14 protein-coding genes are annotated in these 19,884 nt (G+C 71.2%); 11 read left to right on the top strand and 3 right to left on the bottom strand.

The window, feature by feature from the left end; all coding sequences use genetic code 11:
- Positions 1-148: 148 nt before the first annotated feature.
- The gene (locus tag ACI793_RS16895) at positions 149-1,642 is read right to left on the bottom strand and encodes an alpha/beta hydrolase domain-containing protein (RefSeq protein ID WP_456607535.1); all 1,494 of its coding nucleotides are present in this window, start codon (positions 1,640-1,642) and stop codon (positions 149-151) included.
- 16 nt (positions 1,643-1,658) lie between these two features.
- Positions 1,659-3,776: an excinuclease ABC subunit UvrB gene (gene uvrB, locus ACI793_RS16890; RefSeq protein WP_456607534.1), complete on the bottom strand. Its 2,118-nt coding sequence runs from the start codon at positions 3,774-3,776 to the stop codon at positions 1,659-1,661.
- Between the two features lie 408 nt (positions 3,777-4,184).
- Between uvrB and glgX the strand changes: the two genes are divergently transcribed.
- From glgX to ACI793_RS16875, 3 genes are all read left to right on the top strand, one after another.
- A complete protein-coding gene (gene glgX / locus ACI793_RS16885) occupies positions 4,185-6,296 on the top strand; it encodes a glycogen debranching protein GlgX (protein ID WP_456607533.1) in 2,112 nt (703 codons plus the stop codon).
- Entirely contained in the window at positions 6,293-8,641 is a 2,349-nt protein-coding gene (gene treY, locus ACI793_RS16880; RefSeq protein WP_456607532.1) for a malto-oligosyltrehalose synthase, read from the top strand. The genes glgX and treY overlap by 4 nt, the downstream gene beginning before the upstream one ends.
- A gap of 105 nt (positions 8,642-8,746) precedes the next feature.
- Entirely contained in the window at positions 8,747-9,619 is an 873-nt protein-coding gene (locus ACI793_RS16875) for an MOSC domain-containing protein (RefSeq protein ID WP_456607531.1), read from the top strand.
- Between the two features lie 80 nt (positions 9,620-9,699).
- Here ACI793_RS16875 and ACI793_RS16870 read toward each other — a convergent pair whose 3' ends face one another.
- Entirely contained in the window at positions 9,700-10,296 is a 597-nt protein-coding gene (locus ACI793_RS16870) for a DUF402 domain-containing protein (RefSeq protein WP_456607530.1), read from the bottom strand.
- Between the two features lie 115 nt (positions 10,297-10,411).
- Between ACI793_RS16870 and ACI793_RS16865 the strand changes: the two genes are divergently transcribed.
- From ACI793_RS16865 to ACI793_RS16830, 8 genes are all read left to right on the top strand, one after another.
- A complete protein-coding gene (locus ACI793_RS16865) occupies positions 10,412-11,371 on the top strand; it encodes an NAD(P)-dependent alcohol dehydrogenase (protein ID WP_456607529.1) in 960 nt (319 codons plus the stop codon).
- 101 nt (positions 11,372-11,472) lie between these two features.
- Positions 11,473-13,224 carry a malto-oligosyltrehalose trehalohydrolase gene (gene treZ, locus ACI793_RS16860; protein WP_456607528.1) on the top strand — a complete coding sequence of 584 codons (1,752 nt, stop codon included), beginning with the start codon at positions 11,473-11,475 and terminating at the stop codon, positions 13,222-13,224.
- Between the two features lie 2 nt (positions 13,225-13,226).
- The gene (locus ACI793_RS16855) at positions 13,227-13,982 is read left to right on the top strand and encodes a dihydrofolate reductase family protein (RefSeq protein ID WP_456607527.1); all 756 of its coding nucleotides are present in this window, start codon (positions 13,227-13,229) and stop codon (positions 13,980-13,982) included.
- Between the two features lie 18 nt (positions 13,983-14,000).
- On the top strand, positions 14,001-14,603 hold the full coding sequence (locus ACI793_RS16850; RefSeq protein ID WP_456607526.1) for an NUDIX hydrolase: 603 nt from the start codon (positions 14,001-14,003) through the stop codon (positions 14,601-14,603).
- Between the two features lie 115 nt (positions 14,604-14,718).
- Entirely contained in the window at positions 14,719-16,428 is a 1,710-nt protein-coding gene (locus tag ACI793_RS16845) for an AIPR family protein (protein WP_456607525.1), read from the top strand.
- Between the two features lie 66 nt (positions 16,429-16,494).
- Positions 16,495-17,568, top strand: a complete 1,074-nt coding sequence (locus ACI793_RS16840) for an ATP-dependent DNA ligase (protein ID WP_456607524.1) — start codon at positions 16,495-16,497, stop codon at positions 17,566-17,568.
- 70 nt (positions 17,569-17,638) lie between these two features.
- A complete protein-coding gene (locus ACI793_RS16835) occupies positions 17,639-19,207 on the top strand; it encodes an alpha/beta hydrolase (protein WP_456607523.1) in 1,569 nt (522 codons plus the stop codon).
- 52 nt (positions 19,208-19,259) lie between these two features.
- The coding region (locus tag ACI793_RS16830; RefSeq protein ID WP_456607522.1) for a DNA polymerase domain-containing protein at positions 19,260-19,884 on the top strand (625 nt) is incomplete at its 3' end.

The following is a 19,884-nucleotide window of genomic DNA, read 5'->3' as shown; positions in this document are numbered from 1 at the left end:
ACCCCGTACTGACGACCTCGCCGCGCGGGGATACTCCCCTCCAAGGGCTCGCTCGACGAGCGTAGCCACCGCGGGCAGAACGCGCCGGACACCCGCCGAGTTCCCGGATCGGGCAGCCACCGCCTTCCGACGGCCGCGGGCGAGGCGGTCAGGCCCCCGTCGCGACGAAGGCCGCACGGGCCCGCCGGAGCATCCGCCCGCGCTCCGCGGCACGGAGGTATCCGGCGTCGATCTGCTCGTCGAGCGCGGCGGCGTACCGGGCCAGGTAACCGTCGACGTCGCCGTAGCGCTCGTGCAGCTCCTCGGCGGTGAACGGCTGCCACCCGCCCCAGTTGCCGCACACGTCGGTGATGGAGGACGTGCCCACGGGACCGAGTGCCACGGGCACGGGCCGGCCCAGCGGGACCACGGCATCGGGGAACCGCACGCCACCCAGCGGCTGCGCGGTGTCGTCGTCGACCGCGGGGACGAGCAGCTCCACGCCGGGCAGCGCGTTCACGTCCGCGGCCGGCACGGGGGCGACCAGGTCGAACACCGCGGAGGCGGGCAGCCCCGGCGCGCCGGCGGCCGCGGGGCTCCGGACGACGTCGGCGAGGCGGGCGACGAGCGTGCGGAGGTAGGGGTCGTAGGCGATCGGGTTCCGCGGCACCTCGACGCCGCCGTTGCAGCCGAGCGCGCCGAACACCAGCGCATCGGGATAGCCCGGCCCGGCGTGCGGAGCCGGCCAGTCGTACCGGTGGACGCCGGCGGCCCGGTCCGCATGCGCGGTGACGCTCGCCCGCAGCCGGTAGTAGTCGGTGTAGGTGGCGACGTCGACGTACAGCGGGTCGGCGTCGCCGCGGATGAGCACCTGCTCGTAGGCCAGCGGCACGCCGTGCTCGAGGAGGTAGGGCCGCTGCTCCTCCTCCCCCGCCAGCTGGTTGATCGCCAGCCAGTTGCCCGTGCCGGAGACGGCCAGCGCGGCGGCGTAGACCCGGTCACCCGACCGCGGGTCGACGTTGAAGCCCTCGGCGACGAACGTGGTCACGAACCAGGCGCTCTGGCTGATCCCGGTGAGCATCGCGGCGCCGAACCGCGGCAGCGAGCCGGCGCCGCCGGTGTCCGGCTCCTCCGCCGCGCCGGTCAGCAGCCGGCCGAAGTCGCGGACGACCACCTCCCCCACCCCCTGCGCGGAGGCCGGCACGCCGGCGGCGATGCCTGCCTCCCACTGCACGCGGGCGTAGCCGAGGTCCTGCTCGGCGAGGAAACCGACGCCCCGGCCCGGCGGGTACACCGCGCCCGTCGGGGTGCTGTCGGCGGTGGCGAGGGACAGCTGCTCCAGCGCGAGCAGCGTCGCCGGGCGCCCCCGGTTCTCCATGTCGACGAGCACCAGGTCGCCGGCGCCGCCGGGCGCGAGGACCTCGAACTCCACGCGGTAGGAGTGCCGGCCGTGCTCGTCGGCGGGAAGCCCGGCCAGGCCGGCCACCCGCTCACGTGGGTCGATGACGCCGTGCAGCGTTCCGCTGGTGCGCTGCCACGTCCGGTCGCCCAGCCGCACCGTGCTCGTCGTGGCGTCGACGCGGGTCACCGCCGACCGGAGCGGCTCCGCCGGCTGCCCGTCCGGGACGCCTCCGGGCGCGTGGGAGCCGGGCGTGCGAGTCATGCGGACAGGCTCCCGGTCAGGCGTGCGCGGCGTCGAACTGGCGGAGTTCCTTCTTGAGCTCGGTCAGCTCGTCGCGCAGCCGCGCCGCGACCTCGAACTGCAGCTCCCGCGCAGCGGCGAGCATCTGCTCGTTCATGGTCTGGATCATGTCGGCCAGCTCGGCCCGGGGCAGACCCTGCACGTCGATCGACCCGGCCTTGGCCTTGGCCTTCGAGGACAGGCCGGGGACCGGCGACTTCCCGCGCGACTGCTGCCGCCCGGACCCACCCAGCAGCTCGGTGGCCGCCTCGGCGTCCTCGGCCGCCTTGTAGATGCCGTCGAGGATGTCGACGATCTTCTTGCGCAGCGGCTGGGGGTCCACGCCGTGCGCGGTGTTGTAGGCGATCTGCTTCTCGCGCCGGCGGTTGGTCTCGTCGATGGCCTGCGCCATGGACGGGGTGATCTTGTCGGCGTACATGTGCACCTGGCCGGAGACGTTGCGCGCCGCGCGGCCGATCGTCTGGATGAGGGACTTGCCGGACCGGAGGAACCCCTCCTTGTCGGCGTCGAGGATCGCCACCAGGGACACCTCGGGCAAGTCCAGCCCCTCGCGCAGCAGGTTGATGCCGACCAGCACGTCGTACTCGCCCTGCCGGAGCTCGCGCAGCAGCTCGACCCGGCGCAGGGTGTCGACCTCGGAGTGCAGGTACCGCACCTTGATGCCCAGCTCGAGCAGGTAGTCGGTGAGGTCCTCGGACATCTTCTTGGTCAGCGTGGTGACGAGGATGCGCTCGTCCTTCTCCGTCCGGAGGCGGATCTCGTGCACCAGGTCGTCGATCTGGCCCTTGGTCGGCTTGACCACGACCTCGGGGTCGATCAGGCCGGTCGGCCGGATGACCTGCTCGACCACGTCGCCCTGGACCTTGCCCAGCTCGTAGTCGCCGGGCGTCGCCGACAGGTAGACGGACTGGTGGATCCGGTCGGTGAACTCCTCCCACTTGAGCGGGCGGTTGTCCATCGCCGAGGGGAGCCGGAAACCGTGGTCCACGAGCGTGCGCTTGCGGCTCATGTCGCCCTCGTACATGCCGCCGATCTGCGGCACGGTCACGTGGGACTCGTCGACGACGAGCAGGAAGTCGTCCGGGAAGTAGTCGATGAGACACGCGCCGGCGCTGCCGGGTGCCCGGCCGTCGATGTGCCGGGAGTAGTTCTCGATGCCGGAGCAGAAGCCGACCTGGCGCATCATCTCGATGTCGTAGGTCGTGCGCATGCGCAGCCGCTGGGCCTCCAGCAGCTTGCCCTGGCGCTCCAGCTCCGCCAGCCGGGTCTCCAGCTCGGCCTCGATGCCGCGGATGGCCCGCTCCATGCGGTCGGGCCCGGCGACGTAGTGGCTGGCCGGGAAGACGAACAGCTCCTCGACCTCGCGGACGACCTCGCCGGTCAGCGGGTGCAGGTAGTAGAGCCGCTCCACCTCGTCGCCGAACATCTCGATGCGGACGGCCAGCTCCTCGTACACCGGGAAGACCTCGATCGTGTCGCCCCGCACCCGGAACGTGCCGCGGGTGAAGGAGAGGTCGTTGCGGGTGTACTGCTCGGTGACCAGGGTGCGCAGCAGCTCGTCGCGGTCGCGCTCCTCCCCCAGCTTGATCTTCAGCGCGCGCTCGACGTACTCCTGGGGCGTTCCCAGGCCGTAGATGCAGGAGACGGTGGAGACCACCACGACGTCGCGCCGGGTGAGCAGGCTGTTGGTCGCCGAGTGCCGGAGCCGCTCGACCTCCTCGTTGATCGAGGAGTCCTTCTCGATGTAGGTGTCCGTCTGGGGGACGTACGCCTCGGGCTGGTAGTAGTCGTAGTACGAGACGAAGTACTCGACGGCGGCGTCGGGCAGCAGTTCCCGGAACTCGTTGGCCAGCTGGGCCGCGAGCGTCTTGTTCGGGGCCATCACCAGCGTCGGGCGCTGCACCTGCTCGATCAGCCAGGCGGTGGTCGCCGACTTGCCGGTGCCGGTGGCCCCGAGGAGCACCGTGTCCTGCGCGCCGGAGTTGACCCGCTCGGCGAGGGCCTTGATGGCGGCCGGCTGGTCGCCCGCGGGCTCGAACTCGCTGACGACGCGGAAGCGGCCCTGCGTGGGCCTGATGTCGGTGGTCGTGCGCACGGGGACGACGGTACGACGGGGGTACGACAGAACGCCGGGTCGCGGAGCCGCGACGTCGCGCGCGGGCCGGCGGGAGCCCCGTAGGAACCGGACGCAACGGTCCCGTCGCAGGTACTTGCGGCAGCGGGCGACGTCGTCCTAGCGTCCTGCCTCGCAGGAGCGCCCCCGGGCCAGCGCCACCCGGATCCTCCGGGCGAGGTCGGTCCGCCGCTCCGCGCACGGCGCCCCCGCGGCTCGGCTGCGGGGGCGCCGTCGTGCCTTCCGGGGGCCGCCAGGGTCACACCGTTCCCAGGTGTGCGGGGCCACTTCCGGGGGCACCGCCATACGGTCGCCCCGTCCCGGCCTCCTCCTCCCCACGGAGAGAGGCCCAGCCCCCTGTGCGGGGCAAGCAGCAGGAGGAACCAGTCCATGACCCAGGTATGGCCCGGCAGTGCCTATCCCCTCGGGGCCACGTACGACGGCACCGGCACCAACTTCGCGATCTTCAGCGAGGTGGCCGAGAAGGTCGAGCTCTGCCTCTTCGACGACGAGGGCAACGAGGAGCGCATCCGGCTCCCCGAGATGGACGGCTACGTCTGGCACGCGTTCCTCCCCGGGGTGCACGCCGGGCAGAAGTACGGCTTCCGGGTCCACGGCCCGCACGACCCCGCCCAGGGGCTGCGCTGCAACCCCAACAAACTGCTGCTCGACCCGTACGCGAAGGCGATCGACGGCCAGATCGACTGGGACCAGTCGGTGTTCGGCTACGACTTCGAGACCAAGGAGCGCAACGACGACGACTCGGCCGCCCACATGCCGAAGTCCGTCGTCGTCAGCCCCTACTTCGACTGGGGCGTGGACCGCCCGCCGAGGACGCCCTACAACAAGACGGTCATCTACGAGGCCCACGTGAAGGGCCTGACGATGACCAACCCGCGCATCCCCGAGGAGCTCCGGGGCACCTACGCCGGCGTCGCGCACCCGGCCACGATCGAGCACCTCACCGACCTGGGCATCACGGCGATCGAGCTGCTGCCGGTGCACCAGTTCGTGCAGGACGACACCCTGCAGCAGAAGGGCCTGCGCAACTACTGGGGCTACAACTCGATCGGCTTCTTCGCGCCGCACAACGAGTACGCCAGCGACACCTCCTCGGGGCAGCAGGTCCAGGAGTTCAAGGCGATGGTGCGGGCTCTGCACGAGGCCGGCATCGAGGTCATCCTCGACGTCGTCTACAACCACACCGCCGAGGGCAACCACATGGGCCCGACGCTGTCCTTCCGCGGCATCGACAACCGCACGTACTACAAGCTCGTCGAGGGCGACGAGCAGTTCTACATGGACTACACCGGCACCGGGAACACGCTCAACGTCCGGACGCCGCAGTCCCTGCAGCTGATTATGGACTCGCTGCGCTACTGGGTGACCGAGATGCACGTCGACGGCTTCCGCTTCGACCTCGCCTCCGCCCTGGCCCGCGAGCTGCACGCCGTCGACCGGCTGGCCACCTTCTTCGACCTCGTCCACCAGGACCCGGTCGTCAGCCAGGTGAAGCTGATCGCCGAGCCGTGGGACGTCGGCGAGGGCGGCTACCAGGTGGGCAACTTCCCGGCGCTGTGGACCGAGTGGAACGGCAAGTACCGCGACACCGTCCGCGACTTCTGGCGCGGCGAGGGCGGCACGATGGGCGAGTTCGCCGACCGGATCTCCGGCTCGTCGGACCTGTACCAGCACTCGGGCCGGCGGCCGATGGCCAGCATCAACTTCGTCACCGCGCACGACGGCTTCACGCTCAACGACCTGGTCTCCTACAACGAGAAGCACAACGAGGCCAACGGCGAGGGCAACAACGACGGCGAGAGCCACAACCGCAGCTGGAACCACGGTGTCGAGGGCCCGACCGACGACCCGGAGATCCTGCAGCTCCGCGCCCAGCAGCGGCGCAACTTCATCACCACGATGATGCTGAGCCAGGGCGTGCCGATGCTGCTGCACGGCGACGAGCTCGGCCGCTCCCAGGGCGGCAACAACAACGGCTATTGCCAGGACTCCGAGCTCACCTGGATCGACTGGGAGAACGTCGACGAGGGCCTGCTCGAGTTCACCAAGAAGGTCACCAAGCTGCGTTGCGACCACCCCACGTTCCGCCGGCGCCGGTTCTTCCACGGCCGGCCGGTCCGCCGGGGGCTGGGTGACCCGGTGCCCGACATCGCCTGGCTCACCCCGGCCGGCGAGCAGATGGCGGACGAGGACTGGGATGCCGCCTACGCCAAGTCGATGGCGGTCTACCTCAACGGCGTCGGCATCCGCGAGACCGACGAACGCGGCGAGTACGTCAAGGACGACCACTTCTACCTGGCGTTCAACGCCTCCGCCGAGGCGATCGAGTACACGCTGCCCAGCGACGACTACTCCCGCGCCTGGACGACGGTCCTCGACACCGCGGAGATGCACGAGGTCGAGCCGGTGGAGGTCAAGCCGGGCGAGACCGTGACGGTCCAGGGCCGCTCGATCGTCGTGCTCACCGGACCCGCCGAGTGACCGCGTCGGACCAGGGCCCCGGCGGCGAGCGTCGCCGGGGCGTCCCTGCCGCGACCTACCGGCTGCAGGTGCACGCCGGGTTCGGTCTGGACGACGCCGCGGAGGTGGCGGGCTACCTGGCCGACCTCGGCGTCACGCACGCCTACTCCTCGCCGCTGCTGCGCTCGGCCGAGGGCAGCACCCACGGCTACGACACCGTCGACCACGCGCACATCGACGAGGCGCGCGGCGGACGGGCCGGCTTCGACCGGTTCGTCGCCGCGCTCCACGCGCACGGCCTGGGGCTCGTGCTCGACCTCGTGCCCAACCACATGGGCGTCGACGACCCCTCGGCCGCGCCCTGGTGGTGGGACGTCCTCCAGCACGGGCGGGACAGCGCCTACGCGGGGCACTTCGACATCGACTGGGAGTTCGGCGGCGGCAGGGTCCGCATCCCGGTCCTGGGATCCGGCGACGACGTCGAGAAGCTGGAAGTGGTGGACGGCGAGCTCCGCTACTACGACAACCGCTTCCCGATCGCGCCGGGCACGGAGCAGGGCACCCCTCAGGAGGTGCACGCCCGCCAGCACTACGAGCTCGTCGACTGGCGGCGCGCCGACTCCGACCTGAACTACCGGCGGTTCTTCGCGATCAACACGCTGGCCGGCCTGCGGGTGGAGGACCCGGCGGTCTTCGACGCCACCCACGAGCTGGTCCTGCGGCTGGTCCACGACGGCGCCGTCGACGGCCTGCGGATCGACCACCCGGACGGGCTCGCCGACCCGAAGGGCTACCTGGCCCGGCTGGCCGAGGCCTCGGACGGCCGCTGGACGGTCGTGGAGAAGATCCTGGAGCCCGGCGAGGAGCTGCCCGAGGGCTGGGCGACGGCGGGGACGACGGGCTACGACGCGCTCACCGAGGTCGACCGCGTGCTCGTCGACCCGGCCGGGGAGCCGGCGTTCACCGCGCTGGACACCGAGCTGGCCGGCCGCGCGGTCGACTACGCCGAGCTCGTCCGGATGTGCAAGCGCGAGGTCACCGACGGCATGCTCGGCTCGGAGGTGGCCCGGTTGGTCCGCGTCATCGGCGAGCTGCCCGGCATCGACGCCCAGCAGCAGACCGAGGCCTTGGCCGAACTGCTCGCGACGTTCGGCGTCTACCGCAGCTACCTCCCCGACGGCCGGGGGCACCTGGACCACGCGGTGACCGCCGTCCGGACCCGCCGCCCCGACCTCGTCCGGGCGGTCGACGCCCTGCACTCGGTGCTCTCCTCGGCCGGCTCGGAGGCGGCGACCCGCTTCGAGCAGACGAGCGGCCCGGTGATGGCCAAGGGGGTCGAGGACAGCGCCTACTACCGCTGGTCCCGCTTCGTGGCGCTCAACGAGGTCGGCGGCGACCCCGCGCAGTTCGGCGGCACGGTCGCCGAGTTCCACGCCGCCCAGGCGCACCGGCTGGCGGTCAAGCCGCAGGCGATGACCACCCTGTCCACGCACGACACCAAGCGCAGCGAGGACGTGCGGGCCCGCCTGGCCGTGCTCGCCGAGCTCCCCTCGGAGTGGTCGCAGCTCGTCCGCGGCTGGCTGGCCCGCCACCCGCTGGCCGACCGGTCGCTGGCCCACCTGGTGTGGCAGAACCTGATCGGTGCGTGGCCGCTGTCCCGGGAGCGAGCGCACGCGTACGTGGAGAAGGCCGCCCGCGAGGCCGGCACCTCGACCACCTGGACCGACCCGTCGCAGGAGTTCGAGGAGCAGCTGCACGCGCTGGTCGACGCCGCCTTCGACGACCCCACGACGACGGCGGAGATCGAGGCGTTCGTCGCCCGCATCGCGCCGCTGGGCTGGTCGAACTCGCTGACGCAGAAGCTGCTGCAGCTGACGATGCCCGGCGTCCCGGACGTCTACCAGGGCACGGAGCTGTACGACTTCTCCCTGGTGGACCCGGACAACCGACGACCGGTCGACTACGCGCTGCGGCGCCGGCTGCTGGCCGACCTCGACCGCGGCACGGTGCCGGCCCTCGACGGGACCGGTGCGGCCAAGCTGCTGGTGACCTCGCGCGTGCTCCGGGCGCGGCGGGACAGCCCGGAGCTGTTCAGCGGCTACGCCCCGGTCGAGGTGACCGGGTCGGCCGCCGACTCCGTGATCGCCTACGACCGCGGCAGCGCCGAGCAGCAGGGCGTCGTCGTGGTCGCGACCCGGCTGCCGGACCGGCTGGCCCGGACCGGCTGGGGCGACACGGCGCTGCAGCTGCCCAACGGGGCGTGGCGCGACCTGCTCACCGGTGAGCGCTTCGTGTCCGACGTCGCCGGCATCGCCGCCGACACGCTGCTCGCCCGCCTGCCGGTGGCCCTGCTCGTCCGCGCCTGACCCGCCGGCGAGATCGGCGATCTCGCGCGCTCCCCACGGAGACAGCGCGCGAGATCGCCGATCCGGCCTGTTCAGCGGGGAGCCGGGACATGGTGAGATGCGGCCATGCACATCGACGCGCTCTACCGATTCCCGGTGAAGTCCATGCTCGGCGAGCAGGTGGAGCGTGCCTCGCTGACCGGCCGGGGCCTGCTGGGCGACCGGGCCTACGCGCTCGTCGACCGGGCCGACGGCACGGTCGCCAGCGCCAAGCACCCCCGGAAATGGGGCGCGCTGCTCGGCCTGTCGGCCCGCTTCGCCGGCGAGCCCGTTCCCGGGGCGGCCGCGCCCCCCGTGCTGATCACCATGCCCGACGGGACGGAGCTCAGCAGCGACGCGGCGGGCACCGACGCGGCGCTGTCCGACCTCGTCGGCCGCCCCGTGCGGCTGACCAGCGAGGTACCGGCGGGCAGCCGCTTCGAGGAGCAGTGGCCGGCCATCGAGGGACTGGCGCCGGCGGAGTTCATCGAGGGGACGACGCACTCCTTCGAGGGCGAGGAGCCGGTCAGCGCCATCGACCTCGGGCAGATGGCCCCGCCCGGCACCTTCTTCGACCTCGCCGCGCTGCACCTGCTGACCCGCGCGACGCTGGACCAGCTGACCGAGCTGGGCGGCGGCAGCGACTTCGACGCCCTGCGGTACCGCCCCAACGTCCTCGTCGGTGGCACCGAACCGGGCTTCGCCGAGGACGACTGGGTCGGTCGCAGCGTCTGCCTGGGTGACTCCGCCCGCGCGGGCGTCCGGATGCTGACGATGCGCTGCGTCATGACGACCCTCGCCCAGGGCGACCTGCCGGAGGACCGCGGCACCCTGCGCACCGTGGCCCGGCACCACCGCCGCGAGATCCCCGGGCTCGGAACATGGGCCTGCGCGGGGGTCTACGCCGACGTCACCGGCGAGGGCGTGGTGCGCACCGGGGACCCCGTCACCTTCGCCTGACCCCCGGCGAGATCGGCGATCCGGTCGCGCAGAGGCTCCCTACGCAGCGACATCGGCGATCTGGTCGCAGACGGGCTCCCCTATGCGCCCGGCGGTGGAGGCGCGTCCCCCGGATGCCAATCGTCCCAGGTCGCCCACCACCGCGCGCCCGCGTCCAGCCGCCGGCCGACGGCGGCGGCCTCCGCCCGGATGCTGTCGCGCTCGGCTGCAGAGATCCGGCCGGTGGCCACCATGCGATCGGGGTCGTCGACGTCCTTCCACTCCCAGGAGTGGCCATCCGATGGGCACACGATGTCGATGCCGAGATCGGCCGTCTCGAAGGCGCCGCCCCCACCGGGCGCGACGTGCCGGACGACCGGCTCCTGGAAGTTGACGTACCAGTGCGTGACGACGCCGTGCAGGTCGAAGAACTTCCACGCCGCGTGCGCGTCGCCCTCCCGCTGGAGCTGCAGCACCGAGCTGCCCGTCCACACCCGGTGCGCGTGCCACGGGTGCGCCCCGAACGGGTGGCGGAAGAACGTGAAGGGCGACCCCGGCTCCAGCAGGACCGCCAGGCAGTCCTCCCCGTCGCGCACGACGGTGACGGGGTGCTCCATCCACGGCAGCCCGTGCAGCACCTCCCGGCGCAGGACGGTGCTCCCGGCCCGGAAGTGCCGCGGCGCCGCCGCATCCGCCATCCGGCGAGGCTATCCGCGGCTCGGGTCTGCCGACCGCGTCGCTGCACCCAGATCGGCGATCTGGTCGCGTACCGATCGTCCCCTCGGCCGCGTGGGCAGCAGTAGGTTTCCGCGGATGAAGGCAGCGGTGCGCACCCGGTACGGACCTCCCGACGTCGTCCACGTCGAGGAGGTGCCGACGCCGGAACCGGGCCCGGCCGAGCTGCTCGTCCGGGTGCACGCGACGACGGTGAACCGCACCGACTGCGCGTACCGCAGCGGCAGCCCGTTCGTGACCCGCTTCGCGTCGGGCATCCCCGCTCCCCGCGCCGCGGTCCTGGGAACGGAGTTCGCCGGAGTGGTGGAGCGGACCGGAGCCGAGGTCACGTCCTTCGCCGTCGGGGACCGCGTGTTCGGCTACGTCGAGGGGCGCTTCGGCGCGCACGCCGAGCACCTCGCGGTGCCCGAGCGCGGATCGGTGGCGGTCGTCCCCGAGGGGATCGGCTTCGCGGAAGCCGCCGCAGCGACGGAGGGCGGCCACTACGCCCTGGCGATGGCCCGCGTGGCCAGAACGCGAGCGGGGCACGTGCTGGTCCTGGGCGCGAGCGGCGGCATCGGCTCGGCCGCCGTCCAGCTCCTGAAGGCCGGCGGCGTCACGGTCACCGCCGCGACGAACGCCGCGACGGACCGGGTGGCCGGCCTGGGCGCGGACCGCGTGGTCGAGGCGGCGGCGGACGCCGTCCCGGACGACGGCACGCGCTACGACGCCGTCTTCGACGCGGTCGGGAAGAGCTCGTTCGGCCGGTACCGCTCCCGGCTGACGCGACGCGGCGTCTACACCTCCTCCGAACTCGGACCGAAGGGCCAGAACATCCCGCTGTCGGTGCTGTCCCCGCTGTCCCCCGGACGCCGGGTCCGGTTCCCCTTCCCGCTGCACGACCAGGCGATGATCCGGCGTCTCGCCCTGCTGCTGGCCGACGGCCGGTTCCGTCCGCTGATCGACCGGCACTTCCCGCTGGACCGGATCGTCGAGGCGTACCGGTACGTGGACTCCGGGCAGAAGGTCGGCAACGTCGTCGTGGACGTCGTGCCCTGACCCGCCCTCCCCGACCTGATCGGGAGACGGGGTTGACCCGCCGCCTGCCGGGCATGATCCCGACGCCGCTCCCACCCTCGTACCGCCCCGGAGGCCCCCGCATGTCCGCACCCGTCGAGTTCGCCGTCTGGGCACCGCTGCCGGAGCGGGTGCGCGTCCAGGTCGACGGCACCGTGCACGACATGACCCGGGACGACGGCGGATGGTGGCGCGCCGAGGTCGGCGCATCGCCGGAGTCCGACTACGGCTACCTGCTCGACGGCAACGACACGCCCCGCCCCGATCCGCGCTCGCGGCGGCAGCCCGCGGGCGTGCACGGGCTCTCCCGGCGGTTCGAGCCGGGCGCCCACGAGTGGGGCGACGACGCCTGGACCGGGCGCCCGCTGGCCGGCGGCGTCGTCTACGAGATGCACGTCGGCACCTTCACGCCGGAGGGGACGCTCGACGCCGCGATCGGCCGGCTCGGGCACCTGGTCCGCCTGGGCGTGGACTTCGTCGAGCTGCTGCCGGTGAACGGCTTCAACGGCACGCACAACTGGGGCTACGACGGCGTGCTCTGGTACGCGGTGCAGGAGGAGTACGGCGGCCCGGCGGCCTACCAGCGCTTCGTCGACGCCTGCCACCAGCAGGGCCTGGGCGTGATCCAGGACGTCGTCTACAACCACCTCGGCCCGTCGGGGAACTACCTGCCCGAGTTCTTCCCCGTCTTCGCCGAGGGCGCCAACACCTGGGGCAACTCGATCAACCTGGACGGTCCGGACTCCGACGAGGTGCGCCGCTACGTCATCGACAACGCGCTGATGTGGCTGCGCGACATGCACGTCGACGGGCTGCGTCTGGACGCCGTGCACGCGCTGGTCGACGAGCGGGCCACCCACGTGCTCGAGGAGATGGCGCAGGAGGTGGACAAGCTGTCCGTCGCCGTCGGCCGCCCGCTCACCCTGATCGCCGAGAGCGACCTCAACGACCCGCGCATGGTCACCCCGCGGGTCGCCGGCGGGATCGGGCTCACCGCGCAGTGGAGCGACGACTTCCACCACTCGCTGCACTCGACCCTGACCGGTGAGGGCCAGGGCTACTACGCCGACTTCGCCGAGGCGGGGATCGCGGGACTGGCGAAGGTGCTCACCGGCGCCTTCTTCCACGACGGCGCCTGGTCCAGCTTCCGGCGCCGGCACCACGGCCGCCCGGTCGACACCGCGACGCTCCCCGGCTGGAAGTTCCTGGCCTACCTGCAGGACCACGACCAGATCGGCAACCGCGCCGTCGGGGACCGGATCTCGGCCACCCTCTCCCCCGCCCAGCTGGCCATCGGCGCCACCCTCGTGCTCACCAGCCCCTTCACCCCGATGCTCTTCATGGGCGAGGAGTGGGGCGCGACCACCCCGTGGCAGTTCTTCACCAGCCACCCCGAGCCGGAGCTGGGCCGGGCCACGGCCGAGGGCCGGATCGGTGAGTTCGCCGAGCACGGATGGGACGCCGACGTCGTGCCCGACCCGCAGGACCCGGAGACCTTCACCCGGTCCAAGCTCGACTGGTCGGAGCTCTCGCGGGAACCGCACGAGCGGCTGCTCGCCGTCCACCGGTCGCTGCTGGCGCTGCGCCGCGCGCACCCCGACCTGCTCGATCCCGATCTCACCGCGGTCGAGGTCGACTGGGACGACGCCGACCGCTGGCTGGTCGTGCACCGGGGGTCGCTGCGGGTGATGGTCAACCTCGCCGACGAGCCGCGGGAGATCGACCTGGACCGGACCGCCGACGAGGTCCTCTTCGCCACCGCCGAACTGCCCGCGGTCGACGGGAGCACCGTGACCCTGCCACCGGAGAGCGCGGCCGTGCTCAGCACCCGCTGACGATGCGCCGCCTGCTGCCCTCCCCCGGACGGGACGACGGAGACCTCGACGACGCGGCGCTGGTCGAGGCTTACCGGCTCCCGGCCGGGCGATCGCTGCGGATGGACTTCGTCGCCTCGCTGGACGGCGCGGTGAGCGTCGACGGGCGCAGCGCCGGCCTCGGCTCGCCCGGGGACAAGCGGGTGTTCCGGACGCTGCGGGCGCTGGCCGACGTCGTCCTGGTCGGCGCCGGCACCGCGACCGTCGAGGGGTACCGGCCGGTGCAGTCCGACTCCCCCGTCGGCCGGCTGCGCGCGTCCCTCGGCCGGCCGGCGGAACTGCCGATCGCCGTCGTCACCCGCCGGGCCTCGCTGGACCCGGCGTCCGCGCTGGCCGCGGACACCTCCACGCTGGTCGTCACCTGCGGTGCCGCGGACGCCGACCGGCGCGCCGCCCTGGCCTCCGCCGGCGCGACGGTCCTCCTCTGCGGCGACGACGACGTCGACCTGCCGGCGGCCGTGGCGGCGCTGGCCGACCGGGGCCTGGAGCAGGTGACGTGCGAGGGTGGGCCGCAACTGCTGCGCGCGGCGCTGACCGCCGGGGTCGTCGACGAGCTGGACCTCACGATCGCGCCCGCCCTGGTCGGTGCGGCGCACCGGCTGCTGCCCGACGCCCTGCCGGCGCCGGCCGGGCTGGAGCTGCGTCAGGTGCTGGAGGAGGACGGCGTGCTGTTCACCCGCTACGGCGTGACGAACGCCCACGACCGAGGCCCGCAGTAGGGGCGGCGAGGAGCAGGCATGGCAGCGCTGGACCGGGACACCGTCGTCGGGCGGCTCGTCGGCTTCCCGCGGGTGCCGGCGGACCGGCCCGACCTCAAGCAGGCGGCCGTCGCGCTCTGCGTGACCGAGAAGGACGGCGTCCCGACCCTCGTGATCACGCGTCGCGCCGCGGGCCTGCGCGCGCACGCCGGCCAGTGGGCGCTGCCCGGCGGTCGCCTCGACCCGGGTGAGGGCCCGGTCGAGGGCGCCCTGCGCGAGCTGCACGAGGAGATCGGCCTGGACCTCGCTCGCGAGTCCGTGCTGGGCCTGCTCGACGACTACGTGACGCGGTCGGGCTACGTGATGACGCCGGTGGTCTGCTGGGCCGGCCCGGTGGACGGCTTCGCGGGGTCCGAGCCGGAGGTGGCCGCGGTCTTCGAGGTGCCGCTGACCGACCTCGACGTCGACCCGGTGTTCGAGTCCATCCCCGAGTCGGACGGACCGGTCATCCGGCTGCCGCTCCTGGGCGGGTTCGTGCACGCCCCCACCGCCGCGGTCGTCCACCAGTTCGTCCGGATCGCCTGCCGCGGCGAGGTGCAGCGGGTGGCGCACTACGAGCAGCCCGTCTTCGCCTGGCGCTGACTAGTGGTCACTGAGCCTCATGGGGATCCCATTTCAGCTGCGCTCGCAGATTGAAGTATGGCGCCGATGCGTGTAGAACTGTGACTCACGGCACACTTTGGGGCGACGGGGCACAGTGAACGCTAACGCGGTAGTACTTCTTCAGGGCCTTCTGGACAAGAGCAGAGATCAGACTCGTAACCAGTTGTCCGACAATGATCACAATACCTACTGGGCGGCGGAGCAGTATCTCAAGAGCACTGGGGTCAGCCCTGAGGAACTCATCGCGGGAATAGTCGATGGCGAGAAGGACTGCGGACTAGACGCTGTCTACATCTTCGCCAACGGAATCTGCATCAGTGACGACACACCCCTACCAGCACTCGGACGTCGAACGCGCCTAGAGCTTGTGCTGATGCAGGTGAAGGATTCCAAGGGTTTCGGCGAAGACGCGATCGATAAGATTATCGTCAACTTGCCACGTCTCCTGCAATTCGACCGTGACGAGAACTCACTACTAGATTTTGCGAACGCGCGCGTTGTCGAGACAACGCGACGCTTTCTGAAGTGCTACCGCGAACTGGAGCTGCCAGAACTTCAGATCTATGTGATCTTTTCGAGCCTGAAGGCCTCGCAGGTACATCCAAACACCGTTGGCAAAGCTACGGAGTTGGAGAAGGTCTGCGCTGGCCTATTCGGACAGTGCCCAGTGCACGCAGTGTTCCTCGATGCGCCTGGGCTGTACGACTTAGCGCGCGAGTCCCGCGTGACCACGCGCAGCTTGCAACTCGCCGAGAACCCGATCTCTACCGATACTGCTGGCGGTTATATAGGTGTCGTTCAATTGGACGCATACCAAAAGTTCATAACAACCAAGGAGGGCGAACTCGACACCTCGCTGTTCGAAGCCAACGTTCGCGATTACGAGGGCGAGACAATCGTGAACAAGAGTATCGAACAAACGCTCGCGACGACAGACCCTGATGTCGATTTCTGGTGGCTCAATAACGGTGTAACGATAGTCGCCACACAAGTACAATTGGCAAATAAGCTGCTGCAGTTGGAAGCGCCGCAGATTGTCAATGGACTACAGACTTCAACCGAGATATACAAGCGAAGTCGGCTCGCCCTTGATGGAGACGACCGACGATCAGTCCTAGTCAAGATCATTCAGGCAAATGACGCCGCCGTGCGTGAAAGAATCATACGCGCGACAAATAGCCAGACATCATTTGGCCCCAGCGCCCTGCGTGCGACGGATAAAGTTCAGCGTCAGATTGAGGACTACCTAACCAGACACAACTACTACTATGAGCGGCGGCGCCGTCACTACTACAACCAGGGTAAGCCGATGGAGCGAATTGTCTCTATCGACGGGATGGGCCAGGCCTTGGTGAGTATTCTGGTGCAGGCGCCTCACGTCGCTAGGGCAACGCCAAGCCGTGTTTTCGAACCGGAGATTTACGACCTGGCCTTCCACGCCGAGTATCCGGTGCAGATGTACGCGGCAGCGATTCAATTGCTACGGCAATGCGAGGACTTTCTGCGAAGCGTTCGCGTAGAAAGCGCCGATGACTTCCGCTTCCAGCTAGCGATGCTTGTTGGAATTGCGGCCACTAGGAAGGCCCAGCCGTCAACGAAGGACCTAGCGTCGCTCGAGGACCAAACCATAAGCCGGGATCTCCTCACCGAGCTCCTTACCGAGGTTCGAGGTCAGTACGATCTTGAGTCACGCCAGCGCGGGGTCCTGCTTCTGGATCAGTTGGCGAAGAGCGAACGTGTGACGCAGGCCTTGTTGGACCGCGCGCGCCGCAGGTTGTTCGCGACAACGAGGGATCGTCGCTGAAAGGCAGGCGTCGCTGGGGGCCGCTCGGCCGAACTGAAACGTGCCCGTGCTGCTTGACTGACCGGCATGGACCTGCCGCTGAACCCGCCGGTCAAGCCGATGCTCGCCAAGGCCGCGACGAAGCTCCCCACCGGTGAGGGGCTGTTCTACGAGCCCAAGTGGGACGGCTTCCGCTGCATCGTCTTCCGGGACGGCGACGAGGTGGAGCTGGGCAGCCGCAACGAGCGCCCGCTCACCCGCTACTTCCCCGAGGTGGTGGAGGCGGTCAAGGCGCACCTGCCCGAGCGCTGCGTCGTGGACGGCGAGATCGTCGTCCCCGCCGGCGACCGCCTGCACTTCGAGGCGCTGCTCCAGCGGATCCACCCGGCCGAGTCCCGCGTCCGGCTGCTGGCCGAGCAGACGCCGGCATCCTTCGTCGCCTTCGACCTGCTCGCGCTGGGCGACGAGTCGCTGGTCGACCGGCCCTTCGCCGAGCGCCGGCAGCGGCTGCAGGAGGCGCTGGCCGGCACCCGACCACCGGTCTACCTCACCGCGATCACCGAGGACGCCGACACCGCGCAGCGCTGGTTCGACACCTTCGAGGGCGCCGGTCTCGACGGCGTCGTCGCCAAGCAGGCCGAGCTGCCCTACGGCCCGGACCAGCGGCTGATGACCAAGGTCAAGCACGTGCGCACCGCCGACTGCGTGGTGGCCGGGTTCCGCTGGCACAAGAGCGGCCCGATCGTCGGCTCGCTGCTGCTCGGGCTCTACGACGACGGCGCTCTCCAGCACATCGGCGTCGCGGCGTCCTTCCCGATGAAGCGCCGGGCGGAGCTGGTCGAGGAGCTCGCGCCCTACCGGGCCGAAGCGCTGGACGGGCACCCGTGGCAGGACTGGGCCAACGCACAGGTGCAGTCCGACGGCGAGCACCGCATGCCGGGAGCGGTCAGCCGGTGGAACGCGAAGAAGGACCTCTCCTGGGTGCCGCTGCGCCCGGAGCTCGTCGTGGAGATCAAGTACGACCAGCTCGAGGGCCGACGACTTCGTCACACCGGGCAGTTCCTGCGGTGGCGGCCGGACCGCGAGCCGCTCAGCTGCACGTACGACCAGCTCGAGGTGCCGGTGCGCTACGACCTAGCGGAAGTGCTGGAGACGCCCTGACCGGGTGATCCCCGCCTCTACCGCCCATGATCCTCTGCACGGGCGCCGGAGGCCTCCTAGGCTCGTGATCATGCGTCTGCACCGCGGCCGGCGTGCCGTCGTCCCCAGCCTGCTCGCCGCGCTGACCCTCCTGGCGGCCGGGTGCACCTCCGACGGGGCCTCCGACGAGGAGGCCGCGCCGACGACGAGCACCGCGCCGGCCGAGCCGACCGCGGAACCCATCGAGTGGACCGACTGCAACGAGCCGCTGCAGCCGCTGGTCGCCGGCCGGCCCGGCAGCGAGCGCGGGCTGTCCTTCGAGTGCGGGCAGGTCGAGGTGCCGATCAGCTACGAGGAGCCGGGCGGTGAGCGCCTGCCGCTGACGCTCGTCCGGGCCGTGCACCCCGGCCAGACCGACCGCATCGGTTCGCTGCTGGTCAACCCCGGCGGCCCCGGTGGCTCCGGCGTGGACGCCGCGATCGGGCTGGCGCTCACCCTCCCCGAGGACGTGCTGCGCCGGTTCGATCTGGTGGGCTTCGATCCCCGCGGCGTCGCCCTCTCCTCCCCCGTCGAGTGCATCCCCGACGAGACCAAGGACCGGCTGGTCGCGGCCGAGCCCCAGCCCACGAGCGACGAGCAGCTGGACGACGTCTTCTCGCTCGCCCGCGAAGTGGCCGAGGTCTGCGCCGAGCGCTACGAGTCCCCGGCCGCCCTGGGCGCGTTCAACACCGTCGACACCGCCCGCGACATGGACCTGCTGCGCGAGGCCCTCGGCGAGGAGCAGCTGAACTACCTCGGGTACTCCTACGGCACGACCCTGGGCTCCACCTACGCCGAGCTCTTCCCCGAGCGGGTCCGCGCCATGGTGCTCGATGCCGCCGTCGACCCCGACGGCGACCTGATCGCCGACGCCGAGGCGAGGGCGGTCGGCTTCGAGACCGGCTTCGACGCGTTCGCGCAGAACTGCACCTCGCTGATCGCCGGCTGCCCCCTCGGCCCGGACCCGCGCGTGTTCGTGGAGGAGCTGATGCTCCAGGCGTCGCAGAGCCCCATCCCGAGCAGCGAGGAGGGCGAGACGCGGCAGGCGACGCCGGGCGTCGTCCTGACCGCCGTGCAGGCGGCCCTCTACGACACCCGGACGTGGCCGCAGCTGTCCCAGTCCCTGGCCGCCGCCCGCAACGGCGACTCCGCCGGCCTCTTCTCGCTGGCCGACAGCTTCTCGGGCCGGCTCGAGGACGGCACGTACTCCAACCTCCTCGACGCCAACATCGCCATCAACTGCGCGGACACCGAGGAGGAGGTCGCCACCGACGAGGTGCGGGCCCTGGCCGCCGAGTGGGACGCGACGTACCCGTTGTTCGGGGCCGGCGCGGCCGCCGGGCTCTACACCTGCACCCCGTGGGAGGCCGAGCGCACCCCGCTCCCCGAGCGCGACGCCGACGGCAGCGCGCCGATCGTCGTCGTCGGCACCCTGGGTGACCCGGTGACGCCGCTGGCCGGCGCCGTGGACCTCGCCGAGGACCTGACGGCCGGCGTGCTGCTGACCTGGCAGGGCCAGGGGCACACCGCCTATCCCAAGAACCAGTGCGTCAACGACGCGGTCAACGCCTACCTCATCGATCTGGTGGTTCCGCTGGACGGCCTCACCTGCCCTGCGTGACACTCGGCGCCCGGCCGGGGAGAGGCTCCGGACCAGGGGGGATGGCGCGCGGATGGCGAGCAGCAAGAACGCGGTGGTCCTCGACGTCGCGGGGCACGAGGTGCGCGTCTCCAACCCGGAGAAGCCGTACTTCGCCGAGAAGGGCATCCGCAAGATCGACGTCGTCGAGTACTTCATCGCCGTCGGCGAGGGCATCCTCTTCGCACTGAAGGACCGGCCGACGACGCTGGAGCGCTGGCCGGGCGGCTACTCCCCCGACGCGAAGATGGCCACGCGGGCGGACACCCACGGCGACGCGTTCTACCAGAAGCGGGTGCCGAAGAACGCCCCCGAGTGGGTGCCGACGGCGCACATCACCTTCCCCAGTGGGCGGACCGCCGACGAGATCGCGCCGGACTCGGTGGCCGTCGTCGCGTGGTGCGCCAACCTCGGCACGCTCACCTTCCACCCCTGGCCGGTGGACAAGGCAGACGTCGAGTCGCCGAACCAGATCCGCATCGACCTCGACCCGCAGCCGGGCACCGACTTCTCCGACGCCGTGTGGGTGGCCCCGCACGTGCGCGAGCTGCTGCACGAGTTCGGCATGGAGGGCTGGCCGAAGACCTCCGGGGGCCGCGGCGTGCACATCTACGTGCCCATCCAGCCCCGGTGGACCTTCACCGACGTGCGCCGGGCGG

The organism is Blastococcus sp. SYSU DS0617 (assembly GCF_054051075.1).
The sequence above is the reverse complement of the archived record's forward strand: the minus strand, read 5'-3'. Positions and strand labels throughout refer to the sequence as shown.